This is a genomic window from Actinomadura sp. CNU-125 (assembly GCF_001942465.1).
GTDB lineage: Bacteria > Actinomycetota > Actinomycetes > Streptosporangiales > Streptosporangiaceae > Spirillospora.
On record NZ_MKJY01000092.1, the window covers coordinates 1 to 17,162 of the forward strand.

Sequence of the window (17,162 nt, forward strand, 5' to 3'; positions counted from 1 at the left end):
CTGACCCACGTCGCGACCGGCGCGCCCGCGACGGCACCACCCCGCTGTGGCTCATCGAAGGGTTCGCCGATTACCTCGGCTACCGCGACGCCGACATCGGGGTCCGCGACGCCGCCGCCGAACTGCGCCGCGAGGTCGCGGCCGGACGGCGCCCGCGCGGCTGCCCGCACCGGACGACTTCGCGGGCGCGGCGGCGCCTGTCGCAGGCGTACCAGGAGGCATGGCTCGCCTGCCGGATGATCGCGGAGCGGTACGGTGAGGCAACGCTCGTCCGGCTCTACCGGGCCGCCGGGCGCACCCCCGTGAACACCGCGCTGCGCGACGAACTGGGGCTCGCCCCGGACCGCTTCACCGCGATGTGGCTCGACTACCTGGAGAAGGAGCTCACGTGAGCGAGGCGAGCGAGCGGCACCCGCGGCTGCGGCGCCCCCGGATCGCCGCGACCGTCGCCGCCGCCGCGCTGTTCGCCGGAGTCGGGACCGTGCTGGCCCTGACCACCCCCTGGAACCCGCTGCCCGGCCCCGTCCCCGGCGGCGGCGCCCGGCCCGACCCGGCGGCGACTACTCCGCCGCCGAGATCGCCCGCAGCGCGGCGTTCGACGCCGCGATCAACCCGCCCGCGTACGCGGGGCTCGCCGCCGGGCTCGTCCTTATCCTCGTCCTCGGGCTGACGCCGCTGGGCGCCCGGCTCATCCGGTTCGTCACGGCACGCGTGCCGAACCCGCCACGGCATGACCGCCCGGAGCGAGCGCGCGAGCGCGCCCGATCCCGGAAGGTTCGGGAAGACGTCCCCCCGCAGGAACACGACCCGGCGGAGCCAGAGCACGAGCGCGGCTCTTCCCCGAGCGTGCAGAGGGCCGACCTCCCAGAGGAACACGACCCGGCGGAGCCGGAGCACGAGCGCGGTTCTCCCCGGGGAGTGTGGAGGGTCTTCCGTCCGCGCGCGGTACGTGTCCTCGTGGCGACCGTGGCGGTGACGACGCTCCTGTGGGTCGTCGGGCTGCCGTTCGACGTCTGGGGCGAGACCGTCCTGCGCGACTACGGCCTCTCCACGCAGAGCTGGTCCGCGTGGTTCGTGGACGAACTGAAGTCGCTCGGGCTCACGTGGGTCGTCTACGGCATCGTCCTGCTGCTCCTGTACGCGCTGGTGCGCCGCTTCCCCCGCTACTGGTGGACGGGCGCGGCCGCCGGGGCCTTCACGCTCGTCGTCGCGGCGTCGTTCGCCTACCCCGTCGTGGTCGAGCCGGTCTTCAACGAGTTCCACTCGCTGCCGCAGGGGCGGCTGCGCACGGAACTGCTCGCCATGGCCGAACGCGACGGCGTGCCCGTCGAGGACGTCCTGGTCGCCGACGCGTCCCGCCGGACGACCTCGCTGAACGCCTACGTGTCCGGGTTCGGCTCCACGCGCCGGATCGTCCTGTACGACACGCTGCTGGAGTCGCCGCCCGAGCGCGTCGAGTCGATCGTCGGGCACGAGCTCGGCCACGCCGACAGCCGGGACGTGCTGTGGGGAACGCTCGTGGGCGCGCTCGCCGTCGCGGGCGCGGTGTGCCTGCTGTACCCGCTGATGACGTCGCCGCGCCTGCTGCGCCGGGCCGGGGTCGTCCCGCGCGGCGCGGCGGACGGCGACGGCGGCGGGGCCGCGGACCCGCGGTCGGTCGCGCTGGTCCTGGCGCTGGTGGCGGTCGGGATGCAGGTCGGTGCGCCGGTGCAGAACCTCGTCAGCCGCCGCATCGAGGCCCGGGCGGACGTCCACGCGCTCGACCTCACGCGGGATCCGCGGACGTTCGTGTCGATGCAGCACGAGCTGTCCGTCCGCAACATCTCCGACCTGAGCCCGAACCCCGTCGAGCGGTTCCTGTGGATGACGCACCCGGCGGGACCCGAGCGGATCGCGATGGCGCGCGACTGGGCGCGCCTGCACGGCGTCCGGGTCCCGCCGCCGCGTACCGGCGGGTGACCGGCCGTCAGCTGCCGGCCGGCTCCTCCTCGGCCGCCTTGTCGTCGGCCTGCGCCGAGAGGGTCGCCGGGTCGGCGTTCGGGCCGGTCTTCACCGACCGCTTCAGCGCGCTGCCCTGCACCCACTTCTTCCAGTCCATCTGCCAGTAGCTCCACCCGTTGTAGGCTCCAGCTCCCGGTCGGTGCCCGTGACGATGATGGGGTCGCCGCGGTTGGTCATCTTGTAGAACCACTCCGCGTTGGACGGGCTGACGTTGATGCAGCCGTGGCTCACGTTCGACGATCCCTGGCTGCCGACCGACCAGGGCGCGCTGTGGACGTACTCGCCGCTGTCGGAGATCCGCACGGAGTCGTACACGGTCAGGCTGTAGCCCCCCGCGCTCCCCGGGGCGATCCCCATCCACGAGGACGTCATCGTGACGGGGTCGTCCTTCTGCATCGCCAGGTGGACGCCGTTGGTCGTGGTGAACCTGCGCTCCGACCCGTCGCCCATGCTGGTGGGGATGGTGCGGACCTTCTTGCCGTTGACCTTCACGACCATCTTGTGGGAGTCCTCGTCAGCGGTGCTGATCTGGGAGTCACCGACGGTGAAGTCGATGTTCTGGTTCTTGCCGCCGTACACGCCCTTGCTGGTGCTCACCCCTGCCAGATGGGCCTGCAACGACACCTTCGTGTGCGCGGGCCAGTACTCCTTCGGACGGAACACGACCTGCTGCTCGTCGACCCAGTGCCAGGCTCCTTCGACGGGCTTGTTCGAGCGGACGACCAGTGCCCGCTCGACCTCCGCCTTGTCCTTCACCGGCTCCTCGAAGTTCATGACGATCGGGATGCCGACGCCGACGGTCTCCCCGTCGGCCGGCGCCTCCAGCGTCATCGGGTTCGTCTGCTCCGCCTTCGCGGTGGCGAACCGGCTCCGCAGCGTCCGGCTGCGCCCGTCCTCGCCGAGCGCCGTCGCGCTCACGGTGTAGGTCTGCCCGGGCGTGAGCGCCCAGCGCGACCGCCACGCCGTCCGATCCTCGTTCAGGCTCCCGGCGACGGCCTTGCCGCCGCTCGACACCGTCACGTCCGCGATGGTGCCGCTGCGCGCCTGCACGGCGATCGGGACGTCCGGCGCCACCGTCCCGCCCTGACGCGGCGACACCGTCAGCTCGACGGCCTCGGCCGTCGGGCCGTCCTGTGCCGTGCATCCCGCGGCCGCCGCCGCCCCGACGCCGACGAGCAGCGCGACGGCCCGCCGTCCCCGGTCCCTCGGTCCTGAGCAACGAAACCGCACAGTGGACCCCCCGGTCGTTCGCTGGGCGCCCATTTCGTCCGCTCCGGCCCGGTCGCTGGAGCGACGCCCAGTATGTGAAAGGGCCGGTACCCGGGAAATTCCGGATACCGGCCCTTCATGGGCGGTTTTTACCGATCAGTGGGCGAAATGACCCCGGTAGTACTCGAAGACCAGCCCGACCGTCGACATGAGGATCGCGACGACGCCGATGATGAACAGCCACCAGCCGAACACCAGACCCAGCGCGATCGTCGCGGCCGACAGGCCCACGTACAGCGGCCACCAGCTGTGCGGGCTGAAGAAGCCCAGCTCACCGGCCGCGTCCGCGATGTTGCCCTCCGGGTCGTCCTCGTACAGCGGACCCGCGTTGGCCCGTTCGAGGCGCCGCACCGTGAAGTGGATGTAGAAGCCGATGAGCCCGGCGAGGCCGACCGCCAGCGCGAGCGCGGTCGTCCCGGTCCAGTCGTTCGACCAGTACCAGTACACGACGTCGGTGATGAGGAAGAACAGGGCGCAGCCGTAGAACATGAACGCCTGAACGCGCATCGGTCAGTCTCCCTTCGAGACGTCCGAGCCGCCGGACGATCCGGACCCGCTGGCCGCACCCGCCAGCTCGCCCTTCGCCCCCACGTGCGGGTGGTGCAGGTCGAACGCCGGCCGCTCGGAGCGGATCTTCGGGATCGAGTTGAAGTTGTGCCGCGGCGGCGGGCACGACGTCGCCCACTCCAGGGACGCCCCGTAGCCCCACGGGTCGTCGACCTCGACGCGCTTGCCCTTCTTCCACGTGATGTACACGTTGTAGAAGAACGGGATCATCGAGGCGCCGAGGATGAACGAGAAGATCGTGGAGACCTGGTTCAGGGCCTCGAACTCGGCCGCGTAGTCGGCGTACCGGCGGGGCATGCCCGCGGCACCGAGCCAGTGCTGCACCAGGAAGGTGCCGTGGAAGCCGATGAACAGCAGCCAGAAGTGCACCTTGCCGAGACGGTCGTTCAGCATCTTGCCGGTCCACTTCGGCCACCAGAAGTAGAAGCCCGCGAACATCGCGAACACCACGGTGCCGAACACGACGTAGTGGAAGTGCGCCACCACGAAGTAGGAGTCGGACAGCTGGAAGTCCATCGGCGGCGACGCGAGGATGACGCCGGTCAGGCCACCGAACAGGAACGTGACGAGGAAGCCGAGAGACCAGAGCATCGGTGACTCGAACGCAGCTGGCCTCTCCATATAGTCCCGATCCAGTTGAAGAACTTCACGCCTGTCGGTACGGCGATGAGGAACGTCATGAACGAGAAGAACGGCAGGAGGACCTGGCCGGTCACGTACATGTGGTGCGCCCAGACCGTGATGGACAGGCCCGCGATGCTGATGGTGGCGAACACCAGGCCGATGTAGCCGAAGACGGGCTTGCGGCTGAACACCGGGAGGATCTCAGTCACGATGCCGAAGAAGGGCAAGGCGATGATATAGACCTCCGGATGCCCGAAGAACCAGAAGAGGTGCTGCCATAGCAGTGCACCACCGTGCGCGGCGTCGAACACCTGCGCGCCGAACTTCCGGTCGGCCTCCAGGGCCAGCAGCGCCGCGGCCAGCACCGGGAACGCGAGCAGGACCAGGATCGAGGTCAGCAGGATGTTCCAGGTGAAGATCGGCATCCGGAACATCGTCATGCCGGGCGCCCGCATGCACAGGATCGTGGTGATGAAGTTGACGGCGCCCATGATGGTGCCGAAACCGGACATCGCCAGGCCCAGCACCCACATGTCGCCGCCGATGCCCGGCGAGCGGACCGCGTTCGACAGCGGGGCGTAGGCGAACCAGCCGAAGCTCGCGGCGCCGTTCGGGGTCAGGAACCCCGCGAGGACGATGAGGCTGCCGAACAGGAACAGCCAGTACGCCAGCATGTTCATGCGCGGGAACGCGACGTCCGGCGCGCCGATCTGCAGCGGCATGATGACGTTGGCGAAGCCCGCGAACAGCGGCGTCGCGAACATCAGCAGCATGATCGTGCCGTGCATGGTGAACAGCTGGTTGAACTGCTCGTTGCTGACGACGCCCAGACCGGGCTTGTACAGCTCGGCGCGCATGACCAGGGCGAGCACGCCACCGATCAGGAACATGAAGAACGACGTGATCAGGTAGAGGTAGCCGATCGTCTTATGGTCCGTGGACGACAGCCACGAGGCGATGATGCGCCCCTTGCTCGTCCGCGACGCGGAGACCGGCGCGCTCGGTGCCTTGCTGATCGTCGTCAATTGGCACCCCCCGCGGCTTGGGCCGGCGCGGCCTGCTTCTCGGCCTTGGCGTCGGCGATGAACTTGTCGTACTGCTCCGGCGTGACGACCTTCAGCTGGAACAGCATCCGGCTGTGGTCGACACCGCAGAGTTCGGCGCAGCGGCCCTCATAGGTGCCGAGCTTGTTCGCGGTGAACTCGAACTCGTTGGTGTAGCCCGGCATGACGTCCTTCTTGTAAATCAAGGCCGGGACCCAGAACGAGTGGATGACGTCGTTGGCCTGCAGCCGGACGCGGACCGTCTCGTTCGCCGGAATCGTCATGACGGGCTTGGCGGGCGCCGGGCCGTTCGGGGCGACCGGCTGGCCGACCACGGTGGCGACGCTCTGCCCGTTCTCGACGTAGTCGAACTGCCAGCTCCACTGGAAGGCCGTGACGTCGACGACGACGTCCGGTTTGTCAGTGGTCTTCTCGACGAAGTTCTGATCGCGCGCCGTGAAATAGAACAGGACCGCGATGATGACGAACGGGACCGCCGTGTAGAGGATCTCGATCGGCATGTTGTAGCGGACCTGCGGCGGCAGGTCGTCGGAACGCTTGCGGTGGAACACCACCGCCCAAATGATCAGGCCCCAGACGACGGCCCCGACGGCGAACGCCGCGATCCAGGAGCCCTGCCAGAGCCTCAGCATGCGTTCGCCCTGGATGCTGATCGGCTCGGGCATGCCGAGGCGGGCCGCCTCACCGCTGCACGCGGTGGCGGTCAGCGCCAGCAGCCCTAGCGCGCCGGCGCTTGTGATCACGCGGCGACTGCGCACAGGCGTACGCCGCTCCCTAGAGCGGGTCGGACTCACGGAATGCCTTCCCCACGGATGAAGCCCGGGCCTGCCGGGCGGTGTAGTTCTGCTGTTACACGTGCGTTGGACACCCTAGCGCGAGGGTCGCGCACACCCCCGATCGGGTGCCCGGTTAGTGTTCCGCCATGGCCGGAACCAGCGGCTATTTCGACGCCGCCTCCACCGAACCGCCGCATCCAGCCGCGCGTGCCGCACTGCTGGACGCGCTCGACTCCGGCTGGGCCGACCCGGCTCGGCTCTACGGTACGGCGCGCGGCGCCCGCATCCTCCTCGACCGCGCCCGCGCGCGTGTCGCGAACGTGCTGGGCGTCCGTCCGGACGAGGTGTCGTTCACGTCTTCGGGGACGCAGGCGGTGCACCTGGCCGTCCTCGGTGGTCTGCGCGCGCGCCGTCGAGCGGGCTCGCACCTGGTGGTGAGCGCGGTCGAGCATTCGAGCGTCCTGCACGCAGCCGAACTGCACGAGCAGGACGGCGGCGAAGTCACGTTCGTCGGTGTCGACCGGACCGGACGCGTCGATCCCGCCGAGTTCGCGGCGGCGCTGCGTCCGGACACCGCGCTCGCCTGCCTGCAGTCCGCGAACCACGAGGTCGGCACCTTGCAGCCGGTCGCCGAGGTCGCCGAACACTGCCGGGCGGCGGGCGTCCCGCTGTGCACCGACGCCGCGCAGTCGCTCGGGCGCGCGGCCGTCCCGGCGGGCTGGTCGCTGCTGGCGGGCAGCGCGCACAAGTGGGGCGGGCCCGCCGGTGTCGGGGTGCTCGCGATCCGCAAGGGGACGCGGTGGCGTTCCCCGCTGCCCGCCGACGAGCGGGGGGCGCGCCGCGTCCCCGGGTTCGAGAACGTGCCCGCCGCTGCCGCCGCGGCCGCGGCGCTGGAGGCGCGGCACCTGGACATGGCGGCGGACGCGGAGCGGCTGTCGGCGCTCGTGGCCCGGATCCGGGCCGAGGTGCCGCGCGCCGTCCCCGACGTCGAGGTGATCGGCGACCCCGTCCGGCGGCTGCCGCACCTGGTCACGTTCTCGTGCCTGTACGTGGAGGGCGAGGCGCTGCTGACCGAACTGGACCGGCTGGGTTTCGCGGTTTCGTCGGGCAGTTCGTGCACGGCGGATACGCTGCGTCCCAGTCATGTGCTGGAGGCGATGGGAGTGATCACCCATGGGAACGTGCGGGTATCGCTTCCGCGCGACGCCGAGGCGGCGGACGTCGAACGCTTCCTGGCCGTGCTCCCCGGCACCGTCGCCCGGCTCCGCGCCGACCTGGGAGCGACCCCGCAGTGATCCGTCCCGTCCGGTCCCCCGCCCGGCCTTCCGGCCGGCCCTCCGGCATCCCCACGACCCCCGAGACAGGGAGGCGGTCCCGCCCATGAGGTTCCGAGGCCGCGCCAAGAACCGGCAGCCCGCGGCGGCGCCCGTCCCCGCCCCCGAGCCGACCGGCCCGGTACCCGTGCTGGTCATCGACGCGCTGGGCCGCAAGTGCCCGATCCCCATCATCATGCTGGCCGAGCGGATCCGCGAGGTGCCGGTCGGGGAGGTCGTCGCCGTCCTCGCCGACGATCCCGCGGCCCGCACCGACGTTCCCGCCTGGTGCCGGATGAAGTCGCAGGACTTCGTGCGCGAGGAGACCCTCGAACAGGGCGGCTGGGGCTTCCACATCCGCCGCACGTACTGACCCGCCGCACGCGAACGGACGACCGGGCGGGTGCGGCCGCCCGGTCGTCCGTTCGTCCCGGGGTCTTACGGGTTGGGGCAGGTGACGTGCGGGGCGGCCTCGGCGGACGCCTGCTCGCCGTAGACGGCGGCGAAGCGGTCCAGGAACGCCTGGCGGGAGAGGGTGTACTCCTGCGGACCGGCGGCCTCAAGGGCGTGCGCGGCGATGGTGTTGCCGACCTGCGCGGCGCGCTCCAGCGGCAGGTTCCAGGCGAGCGCCGACAGGAAACCGGCGCGGAACGCGTCGCCCACGCCGGTCGGGTCGACGACGGACTCGACGGGGACGCACGGCACGTGGATGCCTTCCTGGCCCGCCCGGTCGATGACGACGCCCTTGGCGCCGAGGGTGGTGACGCGGACGCCGACGCGGGAGAGGATCTCCTCGCCGGACCAGCCGGTCTTCTCCTCGCAGAGCGCCTTCTCGTACTCGTTGGTGAACAGGTACTCGGCGCCGTCGAGGAGGCGGCGCACCTCCGGGCCCTCCATCCGGGCGAGCTGCTGGGACGGGTCCGCGGCGAACGGGATCGAGCGGGTGCGGCACTCGTCGGTGTGCCGCAGCATCGCCTCGGGGTCGTTCGGGCTGATCAGCACCAGGTCGAGGCCGCCGACGCGGTCGGCGACCGGCTTCAGCTCGATGGTGCGGGCCTCGCTCATCGCGCCCGCGTAGAACGTGGCGATCTGGTTCTGGTCCTGGTCGGTGTTGCACAGGAACCGGGAGGTGTGGTGCAACTCGGACACGTGGACCGAGGCGGTGTCGACCCGGTGCCGCTCCAGCCAGGAGCGGTAGTCGGCGAAGTCGTCGCCGACGGCGCCGACCAGGATCGACTCCTTGCCGAGGCTGCCCATGCCGAAGCAGATGTTCCCGGCCACGCCGCCGCGGCGGATCTCCAGTTCGTCCACCAGGAAGGACAGCGACACCCGGTCGAGCTGGTCGGGCAGGAGCTGGTCGGTGAACTTCCCTGGGAAGGTCATCAGATGGTCGGTCGCGATGGAACCGGTCACGGCGATGCGCACGCGTCGCTCTCCTCGTCGAGGTCGTCGTCCGGCTGTTTCACCGGCTTTTCCAGACGCGGAAAGCCTACTTGCCGCGGCGGCCGATCACCTCGGTGGGCAACCGAAAAGGGACGGCGCGGACAGATCATCCCGATCGTCCGGCCGTCCCCGATGCCCCGCACCCGCCGACCCGGACGGATCCGACGGAACGGAGCCGACGGAACGGAGCCGACGGAACGGGCCCGGACGAGCGGGCCCGCCCGGCGGGCCCCGCCGAGCAGGACTCGGCGGGGCCGGGCTCGGCCGGGCGGGTTCGGTCGTCAGTTGAAGGAGTCGCCGCAGGCGCAGGAGCCCGAGGCGTTCGGGTTGTCGATCGTGAAGCCCTGCTTCTCGATGCTGTCGACGAAGTCGATGGTGGCGCCGGTCAGGTAGGGCGCGCTCATCCGGTCGACGCGCACCGACAGGCCGTCGAAGTCCTGGACCTGGTCTCCGTCCATCTCCCGCTCGTCGAAGAAGAGCTGGTAGATCAGGCCGGAGCAGCCGCCCGGCTGCACGGCGACGCGCAGCGCGAGATCGTCGCGACCCTCCTGCTCGAGCAGCCCTTGGCCTTCTCCGCGGCGGCGTCGGTGATGATGACGCCCGTGGTCTCCTGCGTGGTCTCGCCTGAAACCGTCATGTGTTCAGCTCCCGGGTCTCGCTGCGCCGCGTTGCGGCGGTTTGCGCTTGTCCTCCGAGGACGCGTACGCCCCTTCCCGTAGGACAACGTACCTCGCTACAGGGCCATTCCGCTTATCGCCCGTCTTGAACACCCGGATCGTGTGCGGTCTACGTCACATCGGCGTATACGCCCGGATGTGCCATCATTAGTCGTCAAAGCGACGATAAGTCTGTCGCCCGGAGGGAGATCCTCGTGAGCACACCGGTGCGCGACCTGCCCCTGCTGCTGCTCGGCAGCGGCGCCGACCCGGCCAGCGAACGCGGCGTGGACTGTCCCGGCGAGCTGCCGCCCGCCTCGGACCCCGGTCTCGTCGAGCGGGCCGCCGCCGCGAAGGCCGCGCTGGGCGACCGCGTGTTCGTGCTCGGCCACCACTACCAGCGGGACGAGGTCATCCGGTTCGCCGACGTGACCGGCGACTCGTTCAAGCTCGCCCGGGAGGCCGCGGCGCGCCCGCAGGCCCCGTACGTGGTGTTCTGCGGCGTCCACTTCATGGCCGAGTCCGCCGACATCCTCACCGCCGGCCACCAGCGGGTCGTGCTGCCCGACCTGGCCGCCGGATGTTCGATGGCCGACATGGCCACCTTCGACCAGGTCGAGGACTGCTGGGACGTCCTGGAGGACGCGGGCGTCGCCGACGACGTGGTGCCCGTCACGTACATGAACTCCTCGGCCGACATCAAGGCGTTCGTCGGACGGCACGGCGGCGTGGTGTGCACGTCGTCCAACGCCAAGCGCGCGCTGGACTGGGCATACGCGAAGGGCAAGAAGGTCCTGTTCCTGCCGGACCAGCACCTCGGCCGCAACACCGCCGTCCTGGAGATGGGCTTCTCGCTGGACGACTGCGTCGTCTACAGCCCGCACCGGAAGGAAGGCGGCCTCACGCAGCAGCAGTTGCGGGACGCCAAGATGATCCTCTGGCGCGGCCACTGCTCGGTGCACGGCCGGTTCTCCAAGGAGTCCGTGGACGACGTGCGCGCGCGCGTCCCCGGCGTGAACGTGCTGGTGCACCCCGAGTGCCGCCACGAGGTGGTGACGTCCGCCGACCTGATCGGCTCGACCGAGTTCATCATCAAGACGCTCGACGCGGCCGAGCCCGGGTCGTCGTGGGCCGTGGGAACCGAACTGAACCTCGTCCGGAGGCTGGCGAACGCGCACCCCGACAAGAACGTCATGTTCCTCGACAAGACGGTCTGCTACTGCTCGACGATGAACCGCATCGACCTGCCCCACCTGGTGCGGTCGCTGGAGTCGCTCGCGCGGGACGAGGTCGAGAACGTCATCACGGTCGACGAGGAGACCGCGCACTACGCCCGCGTCGCCCTCGACCAGATGCTCGCCCTGCCGTGACCGGGGGCGCCCGGCTTCACAGGCCGGGCGCGCCCCAGACGGGGAACCAGCGGCCCAGGTCGTCCTCGAACGGGAGGTCGGCCCCCACGGCGCTCCGCACCTGCAACTCCAGGGCGTTGTCCCGCTTGTCGCCCGGCATCGGGGCGAACGGGTAGAAGGTGCCGCGCTTGTAGAGGTAGACGAGGGCGAGGCGCCGCCCGTCCGTCCCGCGGAACCCGGCCAGGGAGCACAGCAGGTGCGGGCCGAACCCGCCGGACTCCAGGGTGGAGTTGACGGCGTGCAGGTCGGTGACGAGGTCGGGCAGCTCGTCCGGACGGTGCTCGGCGAGCAGCCACGTGTACCCGTAGGTGTCGGTGCTCAGCTCGACGGGCGGGCCCTCGTCGGCGTCCAGCAGTTCGCGGACGTCGTCCTGCAGGCGGGCGAACGCGCCGCCCTCGGCGGCCCGGAAGCACACCGAGCCGAGGCCGGTCGGGGTGAATCCCGTCGCGGCCTCCAGCGTGACCGCGGCGGTCGACAGCGCGAACATCCGGTCGAGGTCGGGACGGGCCGGCTTGGAGCGGCCGAGCAGCGTGTCCAGGAATCCCACGGTCAGGCCCCCCTGCTGAGCTGGTCGGAGATCTTGCCGAGCTGGGCGAGCCGCTTGTCCAGCGGCGGGTGGGTGGAGAACAGCGACGAGACGCTGACCCCGCGCCCGAGCGCCGGGGTGAAGAAGAACGCGTTGAACGGCTGCGCCGACCGCAGGTCGTTCGTCGGGATCCGGGCGATGTCGCCGGTGACCTTGGTGAGCGCGGACGCGAGCGCCGACGGCCGTCCGGTCAGCAGCGCGGCGGCCCGGTCGGCCGACAGCTCCCGGTAGCGCGACAGCGCCCGGGTGAGCAGGAAGCTGACGGCGTAGGCGAGCGCGCTCGCGCCGACCACGGCCAGCAGGATCAGCCCGGTGTTCTGGTCGTTGCTCCGCCGGTTGAAGCCGCCGAACAGGCCGATCTGCAGACCGAACCGGGTGATGAGGCCCGCGCAGACGCCGAGGAACGACGCGATCGTCATGACCGCGACGTCCTTGTGCGCGACGTGCGCCATCTCGTGCGCGAGGACGCCCTCCAGCTCCACCGGGTCGAGCCGGCGCAGCAGCCCGGTGGTGACGCAGACGACGGCCTTCTTCTGGCTCCGGCCGGTCGCGAAGGCGTTGGGCACGTCGCTGACGGCGATCGCGACCTTGGGCTTGGGCGCGTCCGACATGGCGCAGATCCGGTCGATCACCCCGTGCAGCTCCGGCGCCTCTTCCGGCGACACGACCCGGCCGTGCATCGCGAACAGCGTCATCCGGTCGGAGAAGAAGTACTGGGCGAGCAGGAACACCACCGCCACGGCCAGCGCGAACACGCCCCACTTGGGCGCCAGCACGAAGAACGCCGTCACGAAAACGACATAGACCAGCCCCAGCAGGAACATGGTCACGAGCATCCGTGACGTCAGCCCCCGGTCGGCGCGTAACGAGTCTTGGCCATGTGGCCACCACCCCCCGGTATAAACCCCGTTCACCAGGAAGAACGCGCGAGCGGCGACTTTTGTGCCGGTTGTCCCTTTCGCTCTCGGTGATCAGCCCCGTGACTTCCCGTAGCCGTTCCCCGGCCCCCGGCTCCCCGCCTAGTCCGGAATCAGCCCCTCGTCGCCGAGCATGGACCGCACCTCGTCGATGTGCGCGTCCGCGGGCGGCAGGATCAGCTCCGACGGCGCCAGGCTGTCGGCGGGCAGCGGTTTGCCGACCTTGCGGACGTTGTCCAGCAGCGCGACCAGCGCGGCGCGGAACGTCGTCTCGTCGCCCGACTCGATCGCCGCCTCGAGTTCGTCGTCGAGCGCGTTGAGCGCCGTCAGGTCGTCCGCGGCGACGTCCAGTTGCCCCTCGCCCATCAACCGGACGATCACTGGGCACCCCCGGGCTGCTGCGGCCACGCCTGCTTGGAGGTGTCGACCTGCGACTGCTGCTGCGCGTTCGGGGTGCCCTCGTTCAGCTCCTTCGGAGCGGGCCCCTGGCCGAGTTCGGCCTTCATCCGCTCCAGCTCCAGGTCGACGCCGCTGCCCGCGCCCAGCCGGTCGAGCTCGGCCTGGATGTCGTCCTTCGGGCCGGAGAAGTCTTCGAGGGCGCCGGACTCCAGCAGCTCGTCGATCGCGCCGGCCCGCGCCTTCATCGTCTCGGTCTTCTCCTCGGCCCGCTGGATCGCCAGGCCGACGTCGCCCATCTCCTCGGAGATGCCGGAGAACGCCTCGTTGATCTTCGTCTGGGCCTCGGCCGCCGTGTAGGTGGCTTGATGGTCTCCTTGCGGGTGCGGAAGGAGTCGACCTTGGCCTGCAGCCGCTGGGAGGCGAGCGTGAGCTTCTCCTCCTCGCCCTGCAACTGCTGGTACTGCGCCCGCAGGTCGTTCAGCTGGCTCTCGATCCCGGCGCGGCGCTCCAGCGCCGTGCGGGCGAGGTCCTCACGGCCGACCTGCAGCGCCTTGCGGCCCTGGTCGGTCAGCTTCTCCTGCTGCTGTTCGAGCTGGTTGATCTGCAGCTCGAGACGCTTGCGCGAGGTGGCGACGTCGGCGACTCCCCGACGGACCTTCTGCAGCATCTCCAGCTGACGCTGGTAGGAGTAGTCGAGCGTCTCGCGAGGATCCTCGGCTCGGTCCAGGGCTTTGTTCGCCTTGGCCTTGAAGATCATCGACATTCGCTTCATCACGCTCATCGCGCGGCGCCGGTCCCTTCGTGCTGTCGCTCAGTCGCAAACTGGGCTCAATGACCACTGCTGGGGTTCTTATCACCCTACGCGGTAACGTGCGAGGCAGTCACGACGTTCGCAGCCGGTAGGCTGATCCCGTGTTCAAGCGTCGTACCCAGGAAGCCCCTCCGAATCCTCCTCAGGTAGTAAAGCCGGGAGGAAAGGGCCGTCCCACGCCCAAACGGCGGGACGCCGAGAAGCGGAACCGGCAGCCGATCACGGCTCCGTCCAACCGCAAAGAGGCATACAAGAAGGTCCGGGAGCGGCAGGCCGCCGACCGGGTCAAGGCCCGCGAGGGGATGCAGAAGGGCGACGAGAAGTACCTGCTCAAGCGGGACAAGGGCCCGGTCCGCAGGCTCGCCCGCAACTACGTCGACTCGCGCCGGACGGTCGGCTCGTACCTCATGTACGCCATGCTCGCGATCGTGATGCTCAGCCTGGTGCCGATCCCCGCGGCCCGCCTGCTGGTGCTGTTCGCGCCGCCGGTGCTGCTGCTCGCGGTGTTCGGCGAGGGCCTGCTGCTGAGCCGCGGCATCAAGAAGCTGGCCGCCGAGCGGTTCCCCGACGAGAGCCGCAAGGGCGTCGGGATGTACGCGGCGATGCGCGCCATGCAGATCCGCCGGCTGCGCGTCCCCGCCCCGCAGGTGAAGATCGGCGAGAAGGAAGAGCTCTGACCGTCCCGCGCCCGGATCCGCCGGGAAGCGCGGCGGGCTAGGGTCTGGAGCATGGAGTTCAGACACCTGGGCAGGAGCGGTCTCAAGATCAGCGAGATCGCCTACGGCAACTGGCTCACCCACGGCTCCCAGGTCGAGGAGGACGCCGCGAACCTGTGCGTGCGCGCGGCGCTCGACGAGGGCGTGACCACCTTCGACACGGCCGACGCCTACGCGGGAACCCGCGCCGAGGAAGTCCTCGGGCGGGCGCTGAAGGACCAGCGCCGCGAGGGGCTGGAGATCTTCACCAAGGTCTTCTGGCCCACCGGCCCCGGCCAGAACGACCGGGGGCTGTCGCGCAAGCACATCATGGAGTCGATCAACGGGTCGCTGCGCCGCCTCGGCACCGACTACGTCGACCTCTACCAGGCGCACCGGTTCGACTACGAGACGCCCCTGGAGGAGACCCTCCGCGCGTTCGACGACCTCGTCCGGCAGGGCAAGGTCCTCTACGTCGGCGTGTCGGAGTGGCGCGCCGAGGAGATCGAGCGGGCGCTGAAGATCGCCGACGAGATGGGCTTCGACCGGATCGTCTCCAGCCAGCCGCAGTACTCGATGCTCTGGCGGGTGATCGAGGACGAGGTCGTCCCGCTGTGCGAGCGCGAGGGGATCGGCCAGATCGTCTGGTCGCCGATCGGGCAGGGCGTCCTGACCGGCAAGTACAAGCCGGGGCAGGCGCTGCCCGAGGGGTCGCGGGCGACCGACGACAAGGGCGGCTCCGACATGATCCGCCGGTACATGAGCGACGACCTGCTGACCCGCGTGCAGGAACTGCGGCCGATCGCCGACGAGCTGGGGCTGTCGATGGCGCAGCTCGCGATCGCGTGGACGCTGCAGAACCCGAACGTGTCGGCGGCGATCGTGGGCGCGTCCCGTCCCGAGCAGGTCCGCGACAACGTGAAGGCCGCCGGTGTGAAGCTGGACGCCGACGTGCTGCGGCGGATCGACGACGTGCTCGGCCCGGTGGTGATCCGCGACCCGGCGCGGACCCGCAGCCCCGAGTCCCGTCCCTGAGCTTCCCCCCGGACGCACGAGGGCCGCGGCGCTCCCGGTTCCCCGGGGCCCGCGGCCTCCGATCCTCCGCCCGGCCGGTCACTCCGCCCGGCCGGTCACTCCGGCTCGTGCAGGCTCATCTCGTACACGGCCGTGTCGCCCTCCAGCAGCGTCACCTTGTCGGCGCCGCCGGTGAGGAGGCTCCGCCAGTTCTCGCCCAGCCAGCTCTCCGCGTCCGCCTGGGTGGAGAACGACTCGTCCGACATGCCCACCGTGCGGCCGTCGGCCGTCTCCAAACGCCAGCTCCACGCCATCGCGCTCGCCCTCCCTAGTGCCGCGTGCCCGTCCCGTTCACATGCCCTACCGCCGTGAAACGTGAGCGTAGCCCGTCAGGAGGCGGCCTCGATGCGCGACGCAGCGCCTCGGGCGTGGAGATCTCGTCCTGCCCGAGGGCGGTCCCGTTCACGCGGACGGTGGGCGTCCCGCTCACGCCGCCGTCGATGTACCCCTGGCTGACCCGCTCGACGTCCTCGGCATACCACTGGTCGAGCACGCACTCCTCGAACTGCGCGTCGGCCACCCCCGCCTCTGTGCCGATGGACACCAGTTCGCTCAGGTCGTAGCCCTCGGTCTGCAGGGACGCCGGCTGGTGCTCGTAGAGGGCGTCCTGGTAGGACAGCCATCGCGCCCCGTTCCCGACGCAGCGCAGCGCGGCCGCCGCCCGCAGCGCGTTGCCGTGCGCGGGTTCCATCGTCTCGTTGAAGATCACCATGGGGTGGAAGACGACCTGGGCCCCGCCGTCGACGGCCAGTTTCTTGAGCATCGGGTCGTTCGCCTTGTCGAACGTGCCGCAGTGCGGGCAGGCGAAGTCGGCGTAGATGTCCACGACGGGGGACGAGACGCCGGGCCGCGCCATCGCGAGGCTGCCGTCCGGACGCGGCGTGGCCTTCGCGCCGCCGACGATGTCGCCGACCTGCAACTGGATCTCGCCGCCGGAAGAGACACCGCCGCCACCGCCGTCGTCCTCGTTGCCGACGAGGATCACGGCGACGCCCACCACCAGGAGGACGACCAGCGCCAGTCCGCCGCCGACGATCGCGAGGATGAGCCCGGTCTTGCCGCCGCCCGGCCGGGGCGGCGGAGGCCCCATCGGGCCGGGCTGCCAGGGCGCGCCGCCGGGCGGGGGCCCACCGGGCGGAGGCGCACCGGGCGGAGGCGGCGGGAACGGCGGATTCGGGGGGTTCGGGGGGTAGCCCACCCGTGTCTCCTTCGGTCGCTTTGTCTGTTCCGTGGGGCGATAGGAGTTCCGCCGTAATAGCGAAGTCCTCCCGTGAGACTAACGGCGCGAGGTCCGCCGTAGAGTCGTCCACCGACATGAACACCGAAGTCAACGCCCCCCAGAGCACCGCCCCCGAAGCCTCCGCAAGCGAAACCGCTACGAACGGAACCGAGACGAGCGCGCCCCGAACCGCGAGCGCCGCGGCCGCCTCGCGCGCGATCGAGGCGAACGCCGCCGCCGCACGGGAAACCGCGTCCAGCAACACGACCGGCGGCACGTCCGGCGCCACGACCAGTGGCACGCCCGGCGCCGCGCCCGGCGGCGGTGACCGGCACCGCG

General features: G+C 70.5%; 18 protein-coding genes and 4 pseudogenes. 9 read left to right on the forward strand and 13 right to left on the reverse strand.

Features of this window, described 5'->3' with window-relative positions; genetic code table 11:
- The 3 genes and pseudogenes from BJF79_RS55355 to BJF79_RS12215 all read left to right on the forward strand — a co-directional run.
- A pseudogene (locus BJF79_RS55355) lies at positions 1-392 on the forward strand (hypothetical protein); the annotation flags it as partial.
- Complete coding sequence (locus BJF79_RS57200; RefSeq protein ID WP_187356991.1) at positions 389-670, forward strand: hypothetical protein; 282 nt, start codon at positions 389-391, stop codon at positions 668-670. The pseudogene BJF79_RS55355 and the gene BJF79_RS57200, both read left to right, overlap by 4 nt.
- 287 nt (positions 671-957) lie before the next feature.
- Entirely contained in the window at positions 958-1,959 is a 1,002-nt protein-coding gene (locus BJF79_RS12215; RefSeq protein WP_262401906.1) for a M48 family metallopeptidase, read from the forward strand.
- A gap of 7 nt (positions 1,960-1,966) precedes the next feature.
- Here the strand turns inward: BJF79_RS12215 and BJF79_RS59565 are convergent, their stop codons facing one another.
- From BJF79_RS59565 to coxB, 5 genes and pseudogenes are all read right to left on the reverse strand, one after another.
- Positions 1,967-2,098 (reverse strand): hypothetical protein, encoded by a 132-nt coding sequence (locus BJF79_RS59565; protein ID WP_262401907.1) that lies wholly within the window; start codon positions 2,096-2,098, stop codon positions 1,967-1,969.
- Positions 2,062-3,231 carry an Ig-like domain-containing protein gene (locus BJF79_RS12220; protein WP_075897159.1) on the reverse strand — a complete coding sequence of 390 codons (1,170 nt, stop codon included), beginning with the start codon at positions 3,229-3,231 and terminating at the stop codon, positions 2,062-2,064. The genes BJF79_RS59565 and BJF79_RS12220 overlap by 37 nt, the downstream gene beginning before the upstream one ends.
- Positions 3,232-3,366: 135 nt before the next feature.
- Positions 3,367-3,777 (reverse strand): cytochrome c oxidase subunit 4, encoded by a 411-nt coding sequence (locus tag BJF79_RS12225; RefSeq protein ID WP_075897161.1) that lies wholly within the window; start codon positions 3,775-3,777, stop codon positions 3,367-3,369.
- Between the two features lie 3 nt (positions 3,778-3,780).
- A pseudogene (ctaD, locus tag BJF79_RS12230) lies at positions 3,781-5,486 on the reverse strand (cytochrome c oxidase subunit I).
- Positions 5,483-6,268: a cytochrome c oxidase subunit II gene (gene coxB / locus BJF79_RS12235; protein ID WP_262401908.1), complete on the reverse strand. Its 786-nt coding sequence runs from the start codon at positions 6,266-6,268 to the stop codon at positions 5,483-5,485. The pseudogene ctaD and the gene coxB overlap by 4 nt, the downstream one beginning before the upstream one ends.
- A gap of 179 nt (positions 6,269-6,447) precedes the next feature.
- On the opposite strand from coxB, the gene BJF79_RS12240 reads away from it, so the two are divergent.
- Both BJF79_RS12240 and BJF79_RS12245 read left to right on the forward strand, forming a co-directional pair.
- A complete protein-coding gene (locus tag BJF79_RS12240) occupies positions 6,448-7,596 on the forward strand; it encodes a cysteine desulfurase family protein (RefSeq protein ID WP_075897165.1) in 1,149 nt (382 codons plus the stop codon).
- A gap of 85 nt (positions 7,597-7,681) precedes the next feature.
- Positions 7,682-7,987, forward strand: coding sequence for a sulfurtransferase TusA family protein (locus BJF79_RS12245; RefSeq protein ID WP_083733370.1), 306 nt, complete (start codon positions 7,682-7,684; stop codon positions 7,985-7,987).
- Between the two features lie 65 nt (positions 7,988-8,052).
- Here the strand turns inward: BJF79_RS12245 and BJF79_RS12250 are convergent, their stop codons facing one another.
- Both BJF79_RS12250 and BJF79_RS12255 read right to left on the reverse strand, forming a co-directional pair.
- Positions 8,053-9,039 carry a carbohydrate kinase family protein gene (locus tag BJF79_RS12250; RefSeq protein WP_075897167.1) on the reverse strand — a complete coding sequence of 329 codons (987 nt, stop codon included), beginning with the start codon at positions 9,037-9,039 and terminating at the stop codon, positions 8,053-8,055.
- Between the two features lie 299 nt (positions 9,040-9,338).
- Positions 9,339-9,694 (reverse strand): annotated as a pseudogene (locus BJF79_RS12255) (HesB/IscA family protein).
- Between the two features lie 234 nt (positions 9,695-9,928).
- Between BJF79_RS12255 and nadA the strand changes: the two are divergent.
- Positions 9,929-11,083, forward strand: coding sequence for a quinolinate synthase NadA (nadA, locus tag BJF79_RS12260; RefSeq protein WP_075897169.1), 1,155 nt, complete (start codon positions 9,929-9,931; stop codon positions 11,081-11,083).
- Between the two features lie 16 nt (positions 11,084-11,099).
- Here nadA and pspAB read toward each other — a convergent pair whose 3' ends face one another.
- From pspAB to BJF79_RS12280, 4 genes and pseudogenes are all read right to left on the reverse strand, one after another.
- Positions 11,100-11,669 carry a PspA-associated protein PspAB gene (gene pspAB / locus BJF79_RS12265; protein WP_075897171.1) on the reverse strand — a complete coding sequence of 190 codons (570 nt, stop codon included), beginning with the start codon at positions 11,667-11,669 and terminating at the stop codon, positions 11,100-11,102.
- Positions 11,670-11,671: 2 nt separating this feature from the next.
- On the reverse strand, positions 11,672-12,544 hold the full coding sequence (gene htpX, locus BJF79_RS12270; protein WP_083733371.1) for a zinc metalloprotease HtpX: 873 nt from the start codon (positions 12,542-12,544) through the stop codon (positions 11,672-11,674).
- Positions 12,545-12,727: 183 nt separating this feature from the next.
- A complete protein-coding gene (gene pspAA, locus BJF79_RS12275) occupies positions 12,728-13,006 on the reverse strand; it encodes a PspA-associated protein PspAA (RefSeq protein ID WP_075897175.1) in 279 nt (92 codons plus the stop codon).
- A pseudogene (locus BJF79_RS12280) lies at positions 13,003-13,805 on the reverse strand (PspA/IM30 family protein). Before BJF79_RS12280 ends, pspAA begins: the two are co-directional and overlap by 4 nt.
- 131 nt (positions 13,806-13,936) lie before the next feature.
- Between BJF79_RS12280 and BJF79_RS12285 the strand changes: the two are divergent.
- Both BJF79_RS12285 and BJF79_RS12290 read left to right on the forward strand, forming a co-directional pair.
- Positions 13,937-14,512, forward strand: a complete 576-nt coding sequence (locus BJF79_RS12285) for a DUF3043 domain-containing protein (RefSeq protein WP_075897177.1) — start codon at positions 13,937-13,939, stop codon at positions 14,510-14,512.
- 51 nt (positions 14,513-14,563) lie between these two features.
- Positions 14,564-15,565 carry an aldo/keto reductase family protein gene (locus BJF79_RS12290; protein ID WP_075897179.1) on the forward strand — a complete coding sequence of 334 codons (1,002 nt, stop codon included), beginning with the start codon at positions 14,564-14,566 and terminating at the stop codon, positions 15,563-15,565.
- Between the two features lie 95 nt (positions 15,566-15,660).
- Here BJF79_RS12290 and BJF79_RS12295 read toward each other — a convergent pair whose 3' ends face one another.
- Complete coding sequence (locus BJF79_RS12295; RefSeq protein ID WP_075897181.1) at positions 15,661-15,858, reverse strand: hypothetical protein; 198 nt, start codon at positions 15,856-15,858, stop codon at positions 15,661-15,663.
- 14 nt (positions 15,859-15,872) lie between these two features.
- Positions 15,873-16,802, reverse strand: coding sequence for a DsbA family protein (locus BJF79_RS12300; RefSeq protein WP_262401909.1), 930 nt, complete (start codon positions 16,800-16,802; stop codon positions 15,873-15,875).
- Positions 16,803-16,918: 116 nt separating this feature from the next.
- Between BJF79_RS12300 and BJF79_RS55360 the strand changes: the two genes are divergently transcribed.
- Positions 16,919-17,162, forward strand: a 244-nt coding sequence (locus tag BJF79_RS55360) for a hypothetical protein (protein WP_262401910.1), incomplete at its 3' end; no start/stop codon positions are given.